We start from the raw sequence: 17,556 nt of genomic DNA on the forward strand, positions 1-17,556 counted from the left end.
GCTCACCTCCTCTGAAAATCCGCCGACATGAACAGCAGCGCCAGTGCCTGCTGCCGGCTCTCGGCGCGGCCGACCGCCTGCTTCACCTCGGGGGCGATTTGCGATGCAAGGACGTCCTCGATGATGGCTTGCGGATCGGCCATGCCGGTGATGCGTTCGGCGAAATTGTTGGCGACGTCGAGCCGCCGGCCGACGCCGTCGATCCAGCTCGCTTCATCGTCCGGATAACCCTTGGGCGCGGGCGGACGCCACAGCGGCTCGCCGAGCAGCTGCTGGCCACCGGTGTAGAGGACGGGATCGACCTGCGTGATGCCGGTCGCACGCACCATGCCGACGACCCATTCGCCGGGACGCTTGAGCTTTGACGGCGGCGCACGCCACGCCTCGTCCGACGACACCATCAGGGTCGCGACCTGCTTGAGATCGCCCTCGGTGTCGCGAAAAACCTTCGCCATCTGTTCGACCAGCGCCGGCGGCGGCTCGTCGGCGACGAAGTGCCGCGCGAGCTTGGTCGCGACATGGGTCGCGGTGGCCGAATGCGCGGCGAGATCGCGCAGCACGGCGCGGCCCTGCTCGACATCTTCCTGCTCATAGCGCTTGCCGAGCACGGTCTGTCCGCCGGGCTCGTGCAGCCGGGGATTGAAGGTGAACTCGCCGCCATGCTGGGGATCTGCGCCCGGCGGCACCAGCGTCCAGCCGGTCATCACGTTGGCGAAGCTGATGACGTCGTCCTGGGTGTAGCCGGAGCGCACGCCGAGCGTATGCAGCTCCATGATCTCGCGGGCAAAGTTCTCGTTGAGGCCGCTGCTGCGGTTGATGCCCGCGGTCGAATTCGCCCCCATCGAACCGAGATTGTCGAGATAGAACAGCATCGCCGGATGGCCTTCGACGGCCAGCAGGAGATCGACGAACCGGCCAAGCGCATTGGCGCGAACCGCCTCGCGTTCATAGGCACCGGACATGCTCTGGATCCGGTTGGCCGAGATGCAGAAATGATTTGACCAGAACCAGACCAGCCGCTCGGCAAAGCCGATATCGGCTGCAAGCGCTGCCTCCGTGCGCAGCTTGGCTTCCTGCAAATACATCGGACGTCCGGGATCAGGAATAGCGTCGGCGGCTTGCTTCGCCGCCATCTCGGCGGCGTCCTTTTCCTGGCCCGCTTGCCCCTGCGTCTGCAATTGCGGCTGAGCCTGGTCGTCAGCTGCGGTGGGTGCCGACGCCATCTGCTGCTTCTTGGCCTGCTGCTGCGCTTGCTTGGCGCGGGCCGTGCGCCGCGCATTGGCATCGGCCACGGTGCGATAGGCTTTCGCACTGGAGGGCAGGCTGGCCGCCGCGGCGAGCACGAGCGGCCGGTCGAGCTCGGCAATCAGCGCGGCGCGCGGGTCGCTTCCCAGCGCGGCAATCGAGCCCGGCCGCGGCCCCATCCCGAAGCGATGGAGCGCCAGCACGGCTTCGGCCTTTGCGGAATTGCTCATGGCGAATGCCCAATTCTACGAGCCCGCCCGACGGCATCGCTCGAGGCTACGAATTGTAGTGCTACATATCGTAGCATTCGCGGGACTGACAGACAAGCGGAGATTGAAACACCTCCATCAAGACATCGGGAGCGGCCGGCGGCCCTAGAAATTCGGCCCGAGCGCGATCTTCGTGATGGTGTCGTTCCTGACGCCGATGCGCCATTCCGCCGAGCCGTTGGCGAACTGGGCGATGTAGATGTCGCTGTCGAGCGCGGTGACGCCGCGGAAGGAGACCGCACGCAACGCACCGAGCCGCGCCAGGATCGCCTGGTCGAACGGCAACTGCTGACGTGTGATGTCGGCCACTTCCGAGGTCATGTGCTCGTAGTCCGGCTGTCCTCTGCCGACGCCCTCGATATAGCGGCGCAGCATCGCCTCGCCATTGGCGATCGGAACGGCGCGGCGCGCGGCGCGACCGGGATGCGCGCCGATATTCGAGGCTTCGACATTGTGGAAGCGGGTCTGCCGGCCCGGCATCAGGATCTCCAGACACCGTCCCGATTTGTCGGCGATCATCCAGGGATTATTTACGGTGGTGGTGGTGAACCAGGTCATGTTGGGCCTGACGATCTGCGCCTTGCGATTGCCGTCCGCGTCCAGCTTGAACACCTGGATGTCGTCGGCCATCTCGTTGTAGAGCATGATCCTGATCGGCGAGGTGCCGGCGCGGCCGCGAACGCTCGCCTCCTCCGCGCAAGGCACGATGCCGCCGAGCTCCTCATTGCCGTCGGCCCGGAATAGCACGTCGCCGGCCTTACCGTCCGGCTCGATCATCAGGCGAAATTCCGCCGTGCCGTTCTCGAACTTCGCGCCATAGATGTCGTAGCCGCCGGGGCCGACGCCGCGGAAGAAGATCGATTGCACCGCGCCGAGCGACACGAACGTCGTTTGCGACTCGCTGAGCTGCCGGTGAACCTTGGCCGCCAGCGGCGCACTCATCCGATCGTAGTTGGGCGTACCGCGGCGAAGATCCTCGATGCCGCGCAAGATCATCTCCTTGCCGCCGGGCGCCGGGACCTGCTCCCTGAATCGGTCAGGCACTTCCGCAAGGCGGCGCGCGAAATCCGCCTCGATCGCCTGAGCCACCGCCGCATCGATCCGGGGCGCCAGGCGGGCGCCAAAGACCGAATTGTGCACCAGCACGCGCGAGACCTTTGATTGCTCGTCACGCAGGAAGATCAGGAGATTCTCGCCACGGATTGAGAAGATGTCGGCACCTTCGGCGAGGAGCGTCGCCGGGCCCAGCACGGTTTCCTGCACCCGGAGCCGATCACCGTCACGCCGCACCGTCAGCACGCGGTTTGGCGCAATCCTGTACCAACCGACATACGGGTCGAGCGATACGGGCTCGGCTACCGCCGCCGGCATCTCGGCGACACGAACCGCACGAATGTCGCGGCCGTTCATGCGCAGCGTCAGCTCGGACGAGCGGCGCTCCGCATCAGCTGAGAACGTAATCTCGCCGGACGAAGCCGCATAGGACGCCGTGCCGTCATTGCCGACCGTGAGGCGCAGCTTGCGCTGGCCCGTGAGCTGGCCGTAAAGCTCGTCGCCCTCGCGGAAGACGGCAAACACCGAGGTCGGACCCATGGCGTAGAAATTGACGAACGGGCGGTAATGCTGGACGGGCACCTCGCCGATATCCGCGGCCACGGGCGCCGCGTCCGGCGTGCGATAGGCGATCATGCCGGCGGACACGATCACCACGGGGACGATCGCAGCCGCGATCCACAGCCGCTTGCGCCAGCTGACGGCGACGGGCATCGCGGCAGCCGCGATGATGCGCTCGACACGGGCGCGAACGGTCGAGGCCCGCGCCATCGCGAGCTCGACCGGGCGCGGCTTCACGGTGCTGGCGAAATCGAGCAGGATTTCCGCATAGGACAGCCGGTCGTCGATCACCTCGATCGCCTCGGCGTCGCTGATGATCTCGGCGAGCTCGGCAAGCCGCGCCAGCTGCCACCACGAGAACGGGCTGAACCAGAACACCGCGCGGTTGAACGACGCCAGCAGGAGGACGTAGAAATCGCGGTTGACGACATGCGCGCCTTCATGCGCGAGCACCGCAAGGCGCTTCTTCGCGTCCCAGCTGAAAAATTGCGGCGGCACCAGAATGGTCGAGCCGAAGGTGACGGGGCCGCCGACATCGAGGCTGACGCGCACGTCGGCGTCGATCATCTGCAGGCCCTTCATCGGCTTTGCCGCGCGCGCCAGACGCCAGGTCAGGCAGAGCCCGATCGCGAGCCGCAGCAGCAACAGGCCAGCGACGCCGGCATAGATCACGGTGGCAACGAGCCACCAATTGATCGAGAGCCCGCTTCTGGCCTGCGGCGCGATGGCAATGCCGGGCGCGACTGGCAGCGCGGGCTGCGGCGTCTCCAGCATCGAGATGTCGGCCGGCAGAAAATCATCCGGCACGGCGACCGGCAAAGGCAGCCGGGTGATCGTGAGCGTCGGCCAATGCATCACGAACGGCATCGCCAGCGATGCCAGCAGCACGACGACCCAGGCCGTCATGTGAACGTGCGGGTTGCGCACGCGAAACAGGTTGAGACCGAACCAGACGACGCCTCCCAGCACAAGGGAGCGCAGTGCCGCCTCCGCCAGAGTTGCGATCATTCTTTCTTCACTCCCCTCGCCTTCTTCGCCTTGGCCACCTGGTCGGCCAGCGTACGCAGTTGCTGCTGGTCGAGCATCTTGTTGTCCACCATGCCGACGAGGACCTCCTCGATCGAGCCGTTGCAGAACCAGTCGACGATGCGCTGCACTGCCTTGGCCGCAACCTTCGCGCGCGGCTCGGCGGCCTGGTAGACGTAGGTGCGGCCGTCCACGGTGTGATTAGCATAGCCCTTTTCTTCGAGCCGGCGCAGCACCGTGCGCACGGTTGATTCCTTCAGACGCCGCGACAAGCGCTCGCGCACGATTTCGGCCGTGACAGGACCATGGGCCCAAACCAATTGCATGACCTCGTGCTCGAGGTCGCCCAGTTCGGGCAAACGATCGTCCATGGCGACTTACCTTGCGGATTGAATTTTCTTGTAGCGCTACAGACTGTCGCATATGCGGCCGCGCGGCACAATGGCGATTCCACCTGGGATGGTGCCGGTGTGCTGACCTAGTTGCCGGTTCGTGATTTGAGGGAAGTCGAAATATGCGAGGTCGTCACGCCCGGGCTTGTCCCGGGCATCCACGTTCGTACCGCGCGTCAAGACGAGGATGGCCGGGACAAGCCCGGCCATGACGAGGCGGACACGTGACGCGCCTTAACCGCGCCGCTTGGCCGGGGATGGCGGCTTAGTAATGCGGCTCGTACATCTGCGACTGCACGAGCGCCTTGACGTCGTTGGGTGCGGGTCCGTCGGCGAGGCCGCGCTGATAGGCAACATCCGCCACCGCCGCGGCGATGCGGACCGAGACTTCGCGGATGCGCGGCAGGGCCGGATAGAGGCTGCCCTGCGCGAGATCCTCCTTGCCGACGCAATCGGCGAGCGTATGGGCCGCCGCCATGAACATCTCGTCGGTCACCAGCTTCGAGCCGCTGGCGATGACGCCGAGGCCGACGCCGGGGAAGATGTAGGAGTTGTTGCCCTGGCGCGGCACGAAGCTGCGGCCGTTGAGCGTCACGGGGTCATACGGGCTGCCGCAGGCGAACAGCGCGCGCCCTTCGGTGTAGCGATAGGCGTCTTCCGCCGAGCATTCGGCCTTCGAGGTCGGGTTGGAGAGCGCGAACACGATCGGCTGCTCGTTGAGTTCAGCCATCGCCTTGAGCACCTCGGGCGTGAAGGCGCCGCCAACCGCGGCAACCCCGATGATCGCGGTCGGCTTCAGCGTCTTGATCGCGGTGAGGAAGTCGGCGATCGGCGCTTGACCCGTATGCGCATAGCGCAGCTTGTGGCCGGAAAGGCCCTCACGGCCGCCGACGACGAGCCCGCGGGAATCCACCAGCCAGTTGCGCCGGAGTGCTTCGGCTTCCGAAGCCCCCTCCGCCATCATCGCGGAGACCACGAGATCGGCAATGCCGGTTGCCGCCTCGCCTGCGCCGAGGAACAGGATGCGCTGATCCTTCAGCTTGCCGCCGTTCACGCGTAGCGCCGAGAACAGGCCGGCGAGCGCGACCGCCGCAGTGCCCTGAATGTCGTCGTTGAAGACGCAGGCCTCGTCGCGATATTTGTGCAGCAGCTTGAACGCCGAATGATTGGCGAAATCCTCGAACTGGATCAGCACGCCCGGAAAGGTCTTTCGCGCGGCTTGCATGAATTCGTCGACGAAGCTGTCATAGGCCTCGCCCGTCAGCCGTCGCTCTCGCAGGCCGAGATAATAGGGATCGTTCAAGAGCTCTTCGTTGTTGGTGCCGACGTCGAGCACAATCGGCAGGCACGCTTCCGGATGCACGCCCGCGCAGGCCGAATAGAGCGAGAGCTTGCCGACCGGAATACCCATGCCGTTGGCACCGAGATCGCCCAGTCCCAAAATGCGCTCGCCGTCGGTGACGACGATCAGCTTGGCCGCATAGGGCCAGTTCTTCAGAATGTCCGCGATCTGACCGCGGTCGCGCGAGGAGATGAACATGCCGCGCGGCCGCTGGAAGATCAGGCCGAATTTCTGGCAGGCGAGCCCGACCGTCGGGGTGTAGATGATCGGCTGGATCTCGTCGATATTGTCGACGACGACGCGGAAGAACAGCGCCTCGTTGCGGTCATGCAGCGCGTTCAGCGCGACGTATTTTTCCAGATCGGTCGGCAGCGTTCGCAGATTGGTGAGGACGCGCTGAGCCTGCGTCTCCATCGTCAGCACGCAAGGCGGCAACAGGCCGCGCAGGCCCAGCGCCTCGCGCTCGGCTTCCGTGAAGGCGGTCCCCTTGTTGAGCAAGGGATCGCGCAGCAGTGTCATGCCTTGCGGCGGACTGGACGATGTCGGTTGGGCAACGACCCGGGCAGGTCTATTCACGAATTCCCCCAAGAAGCTTCATATTGAACCGCGGACATTGTCGGCCAGCGCTCCATTGAGATCAAGGACGTAGCGACGGAGGCATCAATTGTGATCTCGCACCGCAGCGAGACTCTCGCGAACGACAGGCAGTCGCACGCGAAAAGGTTAACGTCGCAAGGCTATTCCGGCTTGATATCGGCAGCCTTCACGATCGGCCACCATTTCTCGGTCTCGGCCTTCTGGAACGCCGCAAGCGCTGCGGGCGTCTGCTGCGCCGGGTGCGGAATCTCCTGCCCCAGTTCGGCAAAGCGCTGCTTAACGGCGGGCTCGGCGAGCACGGCGATGATGGCCGCGTTGAGCTTGGTGACGATGTCCTTCGGCGTGTTCTTCGGTGCCCAGATGCCGTGCCAGTAGGAGATGTAGAGACCCGGCAGGCCCGCTTCGTCGACGGTCGGCACATCGGGCGCAGACGCGAGCCGCGTCGGCGAAGTCACCGCGAAGGCCTTGATCGCGCCGCTCTTGACGTGCGGCAGCGAGTTCGAGGCCTGGTCGAACATGATGTCGATCTGCCCGGCGACGAGATCGATCATGGCGGGTCCTGCGCCGCGATAAGGCACGAACTGGAAGTCGGTGCCGGTCTTGTCCTTGAAGAAGACGCCGGCGACATGCGCGCCCGTGCCGGCCCCGGCCGTCCCGGCGGTGGCCTTGCCGGGGTTGGCCTTCAGCCAGGCGATCATCTCTTTCAGGCTGTTCGCCTCGAGCGACTTCCTGCCGACGATGAGCTGCGTTCCCATCGCGATCATTGCGACCGGCTCGAAATCGGCGACCACGTCATAGGGCAGCTTGAAGATCGCGCCGTTCAGCACATGGGTGCCCCAATGGCCGATGGTGATCGTGGTGCCGTCGGGTGTCGCGCGTGCAACGCGCGCGCCGGCGATGCTGCCGGATGCGCCCGCCACGTTCTCGACCACGATCGTAGTGTGCAGTTCGGCGGCGATTCGCTCGGACAGGATTCGCGCCAGCGTGTCGGTCGGGCCTCCCGCCGCGAACGGTACGATGAGGGTTATGGGGCGCGATGGCTGGGCGCTTGCCGGTGCGCACCACATCGCGCATCCAATCAACGCGCCAACGACGATCACGTGACCGCGCAACACGGCCCACAGCCCCCGCATCAGCCTCTCCCACCCCTTTTCGCCGCCCGCATGTCGGCAGCGGGCTGGAGGGCGAGTGAACGCTGCCGGGCGGGCCGAGGCAAGCGGTAAGTTGACCGCTATCCGGCGGCCCGCCGCGGCGTCAGATTGGCCGCACCATCTGCCGGCGGCACGACGTGCATCAGGATGGTCTGGGTGGCGGAAGCGACGTCGATACCGTTCTGCTGGAAGCGCAGCTTCATGCGGCGGTTGAATTCGCGCTGGACCGGCCAGCGCCCGGCCTCGGTGCAGCGGATCTGGCCGACGATCGACACCATCGCACCGTCGACCTTGTCGATGCCCCACAGATCGAGGTCGCCGCGGATCAGCGGGCGGAATTCCGGTTCGCGGCGCATCTCGTCGACGATGTCCTTGAGGATCTGGCCGGCGCGGTCGGTGTCTTCCTTGTAGGCGACGTTGACGCTGACCGAGGCGTTGCCGGCGCCGCGGCTGGCATTGGTGATGGTCGTGACCGCGCTGAACGGCACGATGTGCACGGCGCCGTCGCCGGCGCGCAGACGGATGGTGCGGATCGAGACGTTCTCGACCACGCCCGACAGCCCTGACACGCTGACATTGTCGCCGACCTGCACCGTGTTCTCCAGCAGCAAAAAGAGCCCGGTGATGAGATCCTGCACCAGCTTCTGCGAGCCGAAGCCGATCGCGATGCCGACGATGCCGGCGCCCGCGAGCAGCGGCGCGACATTGACGCCGATCTCGCTCAGCGCGGTGAGGCCGACGACGGTGGCGATCAGGCACAGCAGCGCCGTGCGCAGCATCGGCTGGAAGGTGCGCAACCGCGCGGCACGGGCGTAGTGCCCGTCCCGCGACAACGTGTTGATCTGGCGGTCCAGCAGCGCGTTGCTGGCTTCCCAGATCGCCGCCGCGATCAGGACGGCAAGGCCGATCGTCACCACGGCCGAGATCAGCCGGCTGCCGATCTTTCCGCCATAGAACCAGACGATGGCGTCCACGCCCCAGACCTCGAGCACGGCGACGAAGCCGATGAAGCCGATCACGCCGGAAACGATCTTGCGCAGCAGCGGCAGATAGCGGTTGGCGCGGATCTCGAGACCGGGAAAGCGGTGGAGGATCTCAGGCTTGATGCGGAAGCCGCGGTCGATCAGGCTGAGCGTCAGCATGATGGCGACGCGCGTGACCAGCGCCACAACGACCGTACCGACGAAATACTGCAAAAGCAGGGAATAGCCGTTGCGGATGTTGAGCGCCCACACCGCCCACAGCGCAAGATCGAGGGCGATGGCGAGATAATGCCAGCCGCCGGCGACGCGGTTGCGCAGGCGGGCCGCGATGCCCTGCCGCTCGGCCGGCGCACGGATGGCCTCGGCGACCTGCCGGCGGCATTGCAGGATGATGACGACGATGAAGAGGTGCACGACCAGCATCACCATGCGCAGCAGCGCCGCATAACCGGTACGATGCAGGCCGAGCAGCAGGGCCACATTGGCAAAGGCGATGCCGGAGACGCCGACGCCGACGATGCGGCGCGCCCAGATCTCGATATAGGCCGCGGTCTCGGCCCGGACCGGAAACAGCCCGAACGGTCCCGCCAGCGCCCGGATCACGCAGATGAGTCCGCGCGAGAAGGCATAGGCATTGACCACCGCGAGGATCACGAGGCGAACGGTCGTGGGCTCGCCGATCTCGGTGCCGAGCAGCGCGGTGGCGACGCCGACGAAGATGACCACCGGCAGCAGTTCGAGCACGAGACGTCCCAGCACGAAGGGCAGCCGCAACAGGACCTGCCACACGCGCGCGAGGCTGTGGCGTCGCTTGTTCAAGTCGGGCGCGGGCGTGACATCGGCCGTTGAGGACGGCGGGTCGGCAATGGGGATCACCTGTGCCGGCAGGTGCGCGGTTTGCGGCACGCGTCCTTCCAGGAACGCAACCGGGCGGCGGATCAAGCGAAAGATCACCCACTCGGCTGCAAGGGCGCAGCCGAGCACCAGCGCCAGCTTCCAGGCGATCTCGATCAGGAGATTGTAGGCGGCAGGATCGTTCGCAGTCCGCAGGAACCAGTAGTAGAAGGCCGGGAAGTGCGTGAGCGTCCGCGCCATGCTGGCGATCTCGCTCGAGATCGCGCCAATCTCCTCCGACACCGTGAGCAGGAGTTGCGCGCCAAGGCCGTCGGCGGAGAGCGGGATCGGCGACTTCTGCTCAGGCGCGGGCGGCGCAGGCTGCTGCTGACCGGACGCACTCGCGATCGCGCGCAGCGTATCGATCATCTGCGCGCGCTTCTTGTCGTCCTGGAGCGTCTCCAGCGCGCGCCTGGCTTCGTCGGGCGACAGTGCGGCAGCATTGTTGGTCGCCGGCCGAGGCGTTTCGGCGCGGACGCCGGAGAAAGAGGAGATCGCGAGGAAGAGAGCGGCGAGGACCGCCGGGGCAAGCTTATGCGACACGAGGATTCCCTGGAAAAAATGAATGAGCCGGCGGCGTCGGCACCGTCGCCGCCGAAGCACACGCGTCATGTCGGATCGCAGCTATTCGCCTCCGGCCTGTGTCGGAAGTTGGCCTTTGAGGCGACATTCTCTTGGCATTTGCCGCAATGCGAAGATCGGGGGAACCGCAACATCAGCGCGGGTCAATTGCCTGGCAATTGCGCTGCGGCCATGGTTCGAGACGCGCTCGGGCCAGCCGACGTGCCATGCAACACCCTCCGTCATTCCGGGAGTCGGCCCGGAATGACGGCAAGGAGGAAGGTGGAGGAGAAAAGCAGGATGTCAAAACCACCTGTCGCGGTCAGCCTCGTCTTGGCCATCCGGACACGGTCGATGTGATGCAAAATACAGCGCCGGGAAGGTAGGGGCTCTGCCTCACTGATGCAGCCCGCTAAACCTTGACCCGGCGTGCCGTTCGCGGTTTCCGCCGCTATGCGATAGTCCGAACGAGCTCCATCGCACTTAACGCGGCTGGATTTGCGGAGGTGGAGTCATAGACCTCCCCTTGCTCATGAGGTGGACGTTGCGCGTCGCTTATTGCGACCAGCGGAATGCTCCTCCTGTGCCACAAAACTGTCAAGCGAGATCAATGATGTGAAAGATCACATTTGAATGTGCCGGTTCCCCGGATGGGCATGGCGACATCATGTCCCTGTTTTGCCCGACGCGCCAACTCGATTTCGTAAAGTCAGCATTCATACGACACCCGCCGGCAAGCCATTGATTCCGCTGCGCCCGGCTACTGTGCATGGGGTCGTTTTCGTAGTTTTTGTCTGTGGCCTAGAGAAACATGTCGGCCAGGTCCACCGTCGAGGCCATCCCGACCTGGTCGAAGTTGCGCGCCAGCCAGCTTCGCGCCGCCGAACGGCCCTCGTCGCGCAGGCGGCACAACAGGCTCCATTCGGGATGGAATTGCGTGGCCGTGCCGAGCTGCGACATCAGCTGGTCGTTGCCGATCCAGTGCATGTACATGCGGCTGTGCTTGCCGCTGTCGAGCTCGCCATCGTCGATCAGCCGTGTGGCGAAGGCGATCGCGCGCATCTCACGCATCAGGGACGAATTGAAGCTGATCTCGTTGATGCGATGGAGGACGTCGGCCGCGCTCGTCGGCAGCTCGTCGCGCCGGATCGCCGTGACCTGCACGACGATGACGTCGTGGCTGCCCTTGCGGTAGATCAGCGGGAAGATCGCGGGGTTGCCGAGGTAGCCGCCGTCCCAATAATGCTCGCCGTCGATCTCGACGGCCTGGAAATAGGGCGGCAGGCAGGCCGAGGCCAGCACGGTATCTGCGGTGAGATGCGGGCTCTGAAATACCTTGATCTTGCCGGTGCGGACGTTGGTCGCGTTGAGGAACAGTTGCGGTGCCTCGGGCGAGGAATTGAGCCGATCGAAATCGACGACCCGCTGCAAGAGCGACCGGAGCGGATTGAAATGAAAGGGATTGAGCAGACCCGGCGGCAGCGTGTGCGTCAACGTGTGGATGACGGCGTGAACCGGATGATATTCCGGCGGCAGCTTCAGGGCCTGGATCCACTGGTTCAGCGGCGACATCAAATCGTATGCCATGTCCATGCGAGACACTTCGTACCAGAATGCGTGCAGGCTCTCCCGCGCGGCCTCCGCGCCCCCGTGCGCCATGCCGGAAGCCATCGCCACCGCGTTCATGGCGCCGGCACTGGTCGCGCTGACCGCCTCGATCGCGAGCCTGCCGTCTTCGAGCACCTGGTCGAGCACGCCCCAGACGAAGGCGCCGTGCGCGCCGCCGCCCTGGAGCGCGAAATTGATGGTCTTGCGGTCGGCGGTCCGGTTGGCTGTCACTTTGCTTTCTTCTTGCCTCCCGTCCCCTCTTTCTCCAAGGCCTTGCGCACCTCGTCGAACTCCGCCACCGAGGCCTTGTCGGCGCGGGGGAAACGCAGGTCGAGCTTTTCGAGCGCGGCATTGATCACCGAGCCGATCACGACGCGCGCGAACCATTTGTGGTCCGCGGGCACGACGTACCACGGCGCATACGGCGTAGAGGTGTGCCGGACGATATCCTGGTAGACCGCCTGGTAGCGCGGCCACAGCGCGCGCTCCTTGATGTCGTCCATCGAGAACTTCCATTGCTTGGCCGGCTCCTCCAGCCGGTCGAGGAAGCGCTTGCGCTGCTCCTCTCTGGAGACGTTGAGGAAGAACTTCAGCACCACGGTGCCGTTGCGGCAGAGATACCGCTCCCAGGCGGCAATGTCCTCGAACCGCTCGTTCCAGATGTTCTTGGTGAGGAGCTTTGACGGCAGCTTCTCGTTGGCCAGAAGTTGCGGATGAACGCGCGTGACGAGGCATTCCTCGTAGTGCGAGCGATTGAAGATGCCGATATGGCCGCGTTCGGGCAGCGCGACCGCGTGCCGCCAAAGGAAATCGTGGTCGAGTTCGTTCTTGCTCGGCGCCTTGAAGGCGGTCACCTCGCAGCCCTGCGGGTTGATGCCCTCGAAGATCGCCTTGATGGCGCTGTCCTTGCCGCCGGCGTCCATGGCCTGAAATACGATCAGGAGCGACCAGCGGTCCTGGGCATAGAGCTTCTCCTGAAACCCGATCAGCCGCTTCTTGTTGGCGTCGAGAATCGCCAGCGCCTTCTCCTTGTCGAGATCGCCCTTCTCGTCGGTCTTGTGCGCCTTGAGATGAAACTTGCCCGATCCATCGTAGCGGAACGGCGTGATGTAGCGGTCAAGTTCCTGGGCGAGCGATTTGGACGGCTTCTTGCTCATGAGCGCGGGGCACCTTGGGTTGCGGCTTCAATCGGTCGAGCAAGCTACCAAGGATGCCCTTGGGAAGGAATATGATGAAAAGGACCAGCAGCACGCCGTAGACGAGATTGTCCCAGCCGACCGCCTTGGTGCCGAAGCCGATGCGAAGGGTTTCCGCCAGCAGGATGGTGATCACGGCGCCAAAGGTCGGACCGAGCGAGACGAACAGGCCACCCACGATGGCCGCGAACACCATCTGCAGCGACACCGCGATGCCGCTGACGGTGTCGGGCGTGATGAACATCTGGTACTGGCAGTAGATCGCGCCCGCGAGCGCCGTCATCAGGGCACTGAGCAGCGTGATCTTCAGCTTCTCCGCGGTGACGTCGACGCCGGCGGCGGCGGCTGCGTCCTCGTCCTCCGAGATCGCCTCCAGCGCATAGCGGCTCATGCTGCGGTCGACCCAGTGCCAGACCACGATGCCGAACAGCCAGACCCCGAGCGCAATCAGATACCAGGTCGTCTTGTCGTCGAACTGCAGTGCCAGCAGCTTGTTGCCCGAGGTTCGATTCGGCGTGTAGCCCAGCGAGCCGCCGGTGTAGTCGCGCGTCGCCGTGATGACCTGGAGCACGATGCCCGACAGCGCCAGCGTCACCAGCACGAAATAGTGTCCGGTGATGCGGAAGCGGAAGCAGGGATAACCGACGATCAGCGCCAGTGCGCCGGCAGCGACCATGCTGACGGGAATGCCGATCCAGGGCGACACGCCGAGGTGATTCCAGAGCAGCGCGGTGACATAGGCGCCGATCCCCATGAAGCCGCCATGGCCGAGCGAGACGAGGCCGAACCGCCCCATCATCGACCACGACGTGTAGGCGAACGACCAGATCAGGATCAGCACCAGGATGTGCAGATGATAGGGATCGCGATAGACGAAGGGCAGCGCGACCAGCGCCGCCAGCCCAATCCCCCATGCCGCAAGCCGCCCCTGCCCCATCATCGGCGCCTCGCGAGCAGGCCCGCGGGCCGGATGAACATCATGACGATGAAAAAGGCGAAGGCGAGCACATAACCCCATTCGAGGTCGGAGAACAGGCCGCCGAGCGAGATGATCTCGGCGAACACGAAGGCGGCGATGAAGCCGCCGATGAAATTGCCGAGCCCGCCGAGCACGCAGATCAGGAAGGTGATCGGCCCGAAGGACAGGCCGACGAATGGATGCACGTCATATTGCAGCACCAGGAGGCAGGCGGCGAGCCCCGCGAGCGCGCCGCCGAGCGCGGAGGTGATGAGATAGATCCGCTTGGTGTCGACGCCCATCAACGCCATGATCTGCCGGTCCTGCGAGATGGCACGGATCGCGGTGCCGGTGAAGGTGCGGGTCATGAACAGATAGACGGCGACCATGCCGACCAGCGCGGCCAGGAACGACAGTAGCCGCGCGTAGCTGAAATTCATGTCGCCGAGCGCGAGCACCGGCAGGCGGATGCCGAGATTGCGGAAATCGATGCCGAAGGCGACGGTGGCAAAGCTCTGCAGCACGAACAGCACGCCGCCGGTCGCAAGCAGCTGGTTGATCGGCGGCGCAGTCAACAGCGGCGCGATCACGAGGTAATGCAGCGCCGCGCCGAGGATCGCGACCAGCAGGATGGTGAAGGGCGCGGCGACGAAATAGCTGACGCCGTAATACTGCACCATGAAATACATGGCGTACATGCCGATCATCACCAGCTCGGCATAGCAGATCCAGGTCACGTCGATCACGCCGAAGATCAGGTTCAGCCCGAGCGCGAGCAGCGCCAGCACGCCGCCGAGCAGGATGCCGTTGATCACGGCCTCCAGCAGATAGATGTCGAAGACGTCCAAGAATGCCTGCATGCCCCTCACACCCCGAGATACGCTTCCTTGACCGTGTCGCTCGCCAGCATCTCGGCGGACGTGCCGGATGCCCGGATGGTGCCCGCCTCGATCAGATAGGCGCGATCGACCACTTTCAGCACCTGCTGCACGTTCTGCTCCACGATCAGCACGGTCAGCCCGCTGGCGCGGATCCGCTTCACCAGCTCGAACACCTGCTGCACCACGACCGGCGCGAGGCCGGCCGAGGGCTCGTCGAGCAGCAGCAGCTTTGGATTGGACATCAGCGCACGGCCGATCGCGCACATCTGCTGCTCGCCGCCGGACATGGTGCCGGCCATCTGGTGGCGCCGTTCCTTCAGGCGTGGAAACAGGTCGAACACCACTTCGAGTCGCTCGGCATACTGACTGCGCGCCTCCTTCATGAAGGCGCCCATCTTGAGATTGTCGTCGACCGAGAGCTGCGGAAACAGCCGCCGGTTTTCCGGCACATGCGCAATGCCGAGGCTGACGATCTTGTGCGGCGGAGTCGCCACGACGTCGGTCCGCTCCATCCGAATCGAGCCGCGCGAGGGCCGGATCAGGCCGGAGACGACACGCATCAGGGTGGTCTTGCCGGCGCCATTGGGGCCGATGACGCCGACGGCTTCGCCGGCCTTCACGTCGAGATTGACATCGAACAGCGCCTGGAACGTGCCATAGCCGGCATTGACGGCGCGGAGCTCCAGCATGCCTAGCCTCCCGCGCGGCGGCGCGCTTCGGCGGCCGCGGCCTGCGTGGTCTCGGCATCGGTGCCGAGATAGACCTCGATCACGCGCGGGTCGCCCGCGACCGCGCTCGGCAGGCCTTCCGAGATCTTCTCGCCGTGATCGAGCACCATGACGCGATCGACGACGCGCATCAGCACGCCCATGATGTGCTCGACCCAGATGATGGTGATGCCGAGCTCGTCGCGGATATTGCGCAACATGTCGGCGGCCTGATCCATCTCGGTTTCGTCGAGACCGCCGAGGCTCTCGTCGGCCAGCAGCAGCTTTGGCGCCGTGGCGAGCGCTTTCGCAAGCTCGAGCTTCTTCAACCCCGCTGCGCCGAGACCGTCGACGCTGGCATGGCGATCGGTCGGCAGACCGACCATCGCGAGTGACCGTTCGGCCGCTTCCTCGGCCTTGATGCGGCTGTGGCGGCCCTGGCCGTAAAAGCCGGCGAGCGCGACGTTCTCGAAGATGGTCAGGCGGCGGAACGGTCGCGGAATCTGGAAGGTGCGGCCGATTCCGCTGTTGATGATCCGGTGCGGTGCGAGGCCCGCAATCTCGGAGCCGCCGAACACGATCGAGCCCGATGTCGGCGCGAGCGTGCCGGAGAGCATGTTGAAGATCGTGCTCTTGCCCGAACCGTTCGGCCCGATCAGGCCGAGGATCTCGCCCTGATCAACCCGAAACGACACGTTGTTGACGGCGGTGAAGCCGCCGAACCGCTTCACCAGCCCACTGACCTCCAGCACCAGACACTCCGCCGCTATTGGTTGCTGTAGGTGGTGCCTTTCGGCAGCGGCAGCACGGCTTCGCGCTGCGCCTGGCTCTTCGGCCACACCACGGAGGATTTGTCGTCGATGTACTGGATCACGACGGGGAACGAGCGCTCGTTCTGCCCGGCCATGGGGCTGCCCTCGCCGTAGAACTTCACGCCGAAGCCGAGCATGGTGCCGCCTTCGGGGATGTCGGTGTCGAGCGCCGCCTTGCGCAGCGCCTCGGGATCGACACCGCCATATTTCTTGATCGCGCGCGGCAGCACGTCGGCCATGAACACGTAAGTGTTGGACGCGCCGATGCCGACATGGGCGGAGCGGATGGCAACCCCGGGCCGGATCTTGTCGAACTCCTCGCCGACCATCTTGATCACGGGCGGGAGCTTCGGATCCATGGTCTTCTGGTTGGCGAGCCAGATCGAGATCGGGTCGGCGTTGAAGATGTAGGTGGCGTCGGCCCCCATGCCTTCCTTCAGCTTCTCATAGACGCCGTAGCCCGCACCATGGCCCATCAGCGCGCCGAACTTCAGGCCCTGCTCGCGGGCCTGGCGGAGCAGCAGCGTGATGTCGGGGTTGTAGCCGGTGTGGAAGATCACGTCGGGCTTGGCCCGCTTGAGCTTGGTCACCAGCGCCGACAGATCGGGCGCGGTCGCCGAATAGCCCTCCTTCATCACGACGTTGAAGCCGGCTTTCTTCGCGCCTGCCTCGTTGCCCTTGGAGACGTCGACGCCATAGGCGCCGTCCTCGTGGATGATGGCGACGCGCAGGTCCTTCGGCTCCTTGTCGAACTTCGCCTTGGCGTTCTGCGCGATGAAGTCCATCGTCATCATGCCGAACTGGTCGCCGCTCGCCTGCGGGCGGAAGACGTATTTGTAGCCCTTCTCGTTGAACACGGCGGACGAGATGCAGGTCGTCATCCACATGAACTTCTTGAGCTGCTCGACGCGGGCGGCCACCGGCACGCACTGCGCCGAGGAGAAGAAGCCGAGCACCATGTCGACCTTCTCCTGCTCGAGCAGGCGGACGGATTCGTTGATGGCGATGTCGGGCTTGCTCTGCGCATCGGCATAGACCGCCTCGATCTTGTAGCCTTCGACGCCGGTCTTGGCGAAATGGTCGAGGATGATCTTCGCGCCGATATAGCCGAGTTCGGAACCGCCGCCGGCCAGAGGTCCGGTCAAATCAAAAACGACGCCGATCTTGATCTTCTTGTCCTGAGCCTGGGCGGCCACCGCCAGGCTCGTCGCGGATATCGCGATCACCAGCCCACGTACCAATCGGGCAGCCATGCGCAGGCGCATCAAAACCTCCCTGGACGATTGTGCATTGCATTCGTCTTGCTTTTGGTTGCCCCCA

The 17,556-nt window shown here is 64.9% G+C and carries 13 protein-coding genes; all 13 read right to left on the bottom strand.

All coding sequences use genetic code 11. The features are described 5' to 3' along the window. Positions 1-2: 2 nt before the first annotated feature. Entirely contained in the window at positions 3-1,475 is a 1,473-nt protein-coding gene (locus GGD61_RS09690; RefSeq protein WP_183230642.1) for a DUF1800 family protein, read from the bottom strand. A gap of 144 nt (positions 1,476-1,619) precedes the next feature. Continuing rightward, entirely contained in the window at positions 1,620-4,136 is a 2,517-nt protein-coding gene (locus GGD61_RS09695; protein ID WP_183230643.1) for a M56 family metallopeptidase, read from the bottom strand. Then, positions 4,133-4,525 carry a BlaI/MecI/CopY family transcriptional regulator gene (locus GGD61_RS09700; RefSeq protein ID WP_018319749.1) on the bottom strand — a complete coding sequence of 131 codons (393 nt, stop codon included), beginning with the start codon at positions 4,523-4,525 and terminating at the stop codon, positions 4,133-4,135. The genes GGD61_RS09695 and GGD61_RS09700 overlap by 4 nt, the downstream gene beginning before the upstream one ends. Positions 4,526-4,811: 286 nt before the next feature. After that, positions 4,812-6,464, bottom strand: a complete 1,653-nt coding sequence (locus GGD61_RS09705; RefSeq protein ID WP_283806119.1) for an NAD-dependent malic enzyme — start codon at positions 6,462-6,464, stop codon at positions 4,812-4,814. A 161-nt stretch (positions 6,465-6,625) separates the two neighbouring features. Continuing rightward, the gene (locus GGD61_RS09710) at positions 6,626-7,618 is read right to left on the bottom strand and encodes a tripartite tricarboxylate transporter substrate binding protein (protein WP_092253295.1); all 993 of its coding nucleotides are present in this window, start codon (positions 7,616-7,618) and stop codon (positions 6,626-6,628) included. Positions 7,619-7,716: 98 nt separating this feature from the next. Then, positions 7,717-10,056, bottom strand: coding sequence for a mechanosensitive ion channel domain-containing protein (locus GGD61_RS09715; protein WP_183230644.1), 2,340 nt, complete (start codon positions 10,054-10,056; stop codon positions 7,717-7,719). Between the two features lie 819 nt (positions 10,057-10,875). After that, complete coding sequence (locus tag GGD61_RS09720) at positions 10,876-11,913, bottom strand: patatin-like phospholipase family protein (RefSeq protein WP_092253299.1); 1,038 nt, start codon at positions 11,911-11,913, stop codon at positions 10,876-10,878. After that, positions 11,910-12,839: a polyphosphate kinase 2 family protein gene (locus GGD61_RS09725; protein WP_092253301.1), complete on the bottom strand. Its 930-nt coding sequence runs from the start codon at positions 12,837-12,839 to the stop codon at positions 11,910-11,912. The genes GGD61_RS09720 and GGD61_RS09725 overlap by 4 nt, the downstream gene beginning before the upstream one ends. Next, the gene (locus GGD61_RS09730) at positions 12,799-13,818 is read right to left on the bottom strand and encodes a branched-chain amino acid ABC transporter permease (protein ID WP_026202244.1); all 1,020 of its coding nucleotides are present in this window, start codon (positions 13,816-13,818) and stop codon (positions 12,799-12,801) included. The genes GGD61_RS09725 and GGD61_RS09730 overlap by 41 nt, the downstream gene beginning before the upstream one ends. Continuing rightward, on the bottom strand, positions 13,815-14,696 hold the full coding sequence (locus GGD61_RS09735) for a branched-chain amino acid ABC transporter permease (protein WP_092253303.1): 882 nt from the start codon (positions 14,694-14,696) through the stop codon (positions 13,815-13,817). Before GGD61_RS09735 ends, GGD61_RS09730 begins: the two co-directional genes overlap by 4 nt. 5 nt (positions 14,697-14,701) lie before the next feature. Next, a complete protein-coding gene (locus tag GGD61_RS09740; RefSeq protein WP_092253305.1) occupies positions 14,702-15,406 on the bottom strand; it encodes an ABC transporter ATP-binding protein in 705 nt (234 codons plus the stop codon). Between the two features lie 2 nt (positions 15,407-15,408). Next, positions 15,409-16,176: an ABC transporter ATP-binding protein gene (locus GGD61_RS09745; RefSeq protein ID WP_018319739.1), complete on the bottom strand. Its 768-nt coding sequence runs from the start codon at positions 16,174-16,176 to the stop codon at positions 15,409-15,411. A 14-nt stretch (positions 16,177-16,190) separates the two neighbouring features. After that, positions 16,191-17,501, bottom strand: a complete 1,311-nt coding sequence (locus GGD61_RS09750) for an ABC transporter substrate-binding protein (RefSeq protein WP_092253307.1) — start codon at positions 17,499-17,501, stop codon at positions 16,191-16,193. Positions 17,502-17,556: the final 55 nt, after the last annotated feature.

This window comes from Bradyrhizobium sp. SBR1B (assembly GCF_014198205.1).
Lineage (GTDB): Bacteria > Pseudomonadota > Alphaproteobacteria > Rhizobiales > Xanthobacteraceae > Bradyrhizobium.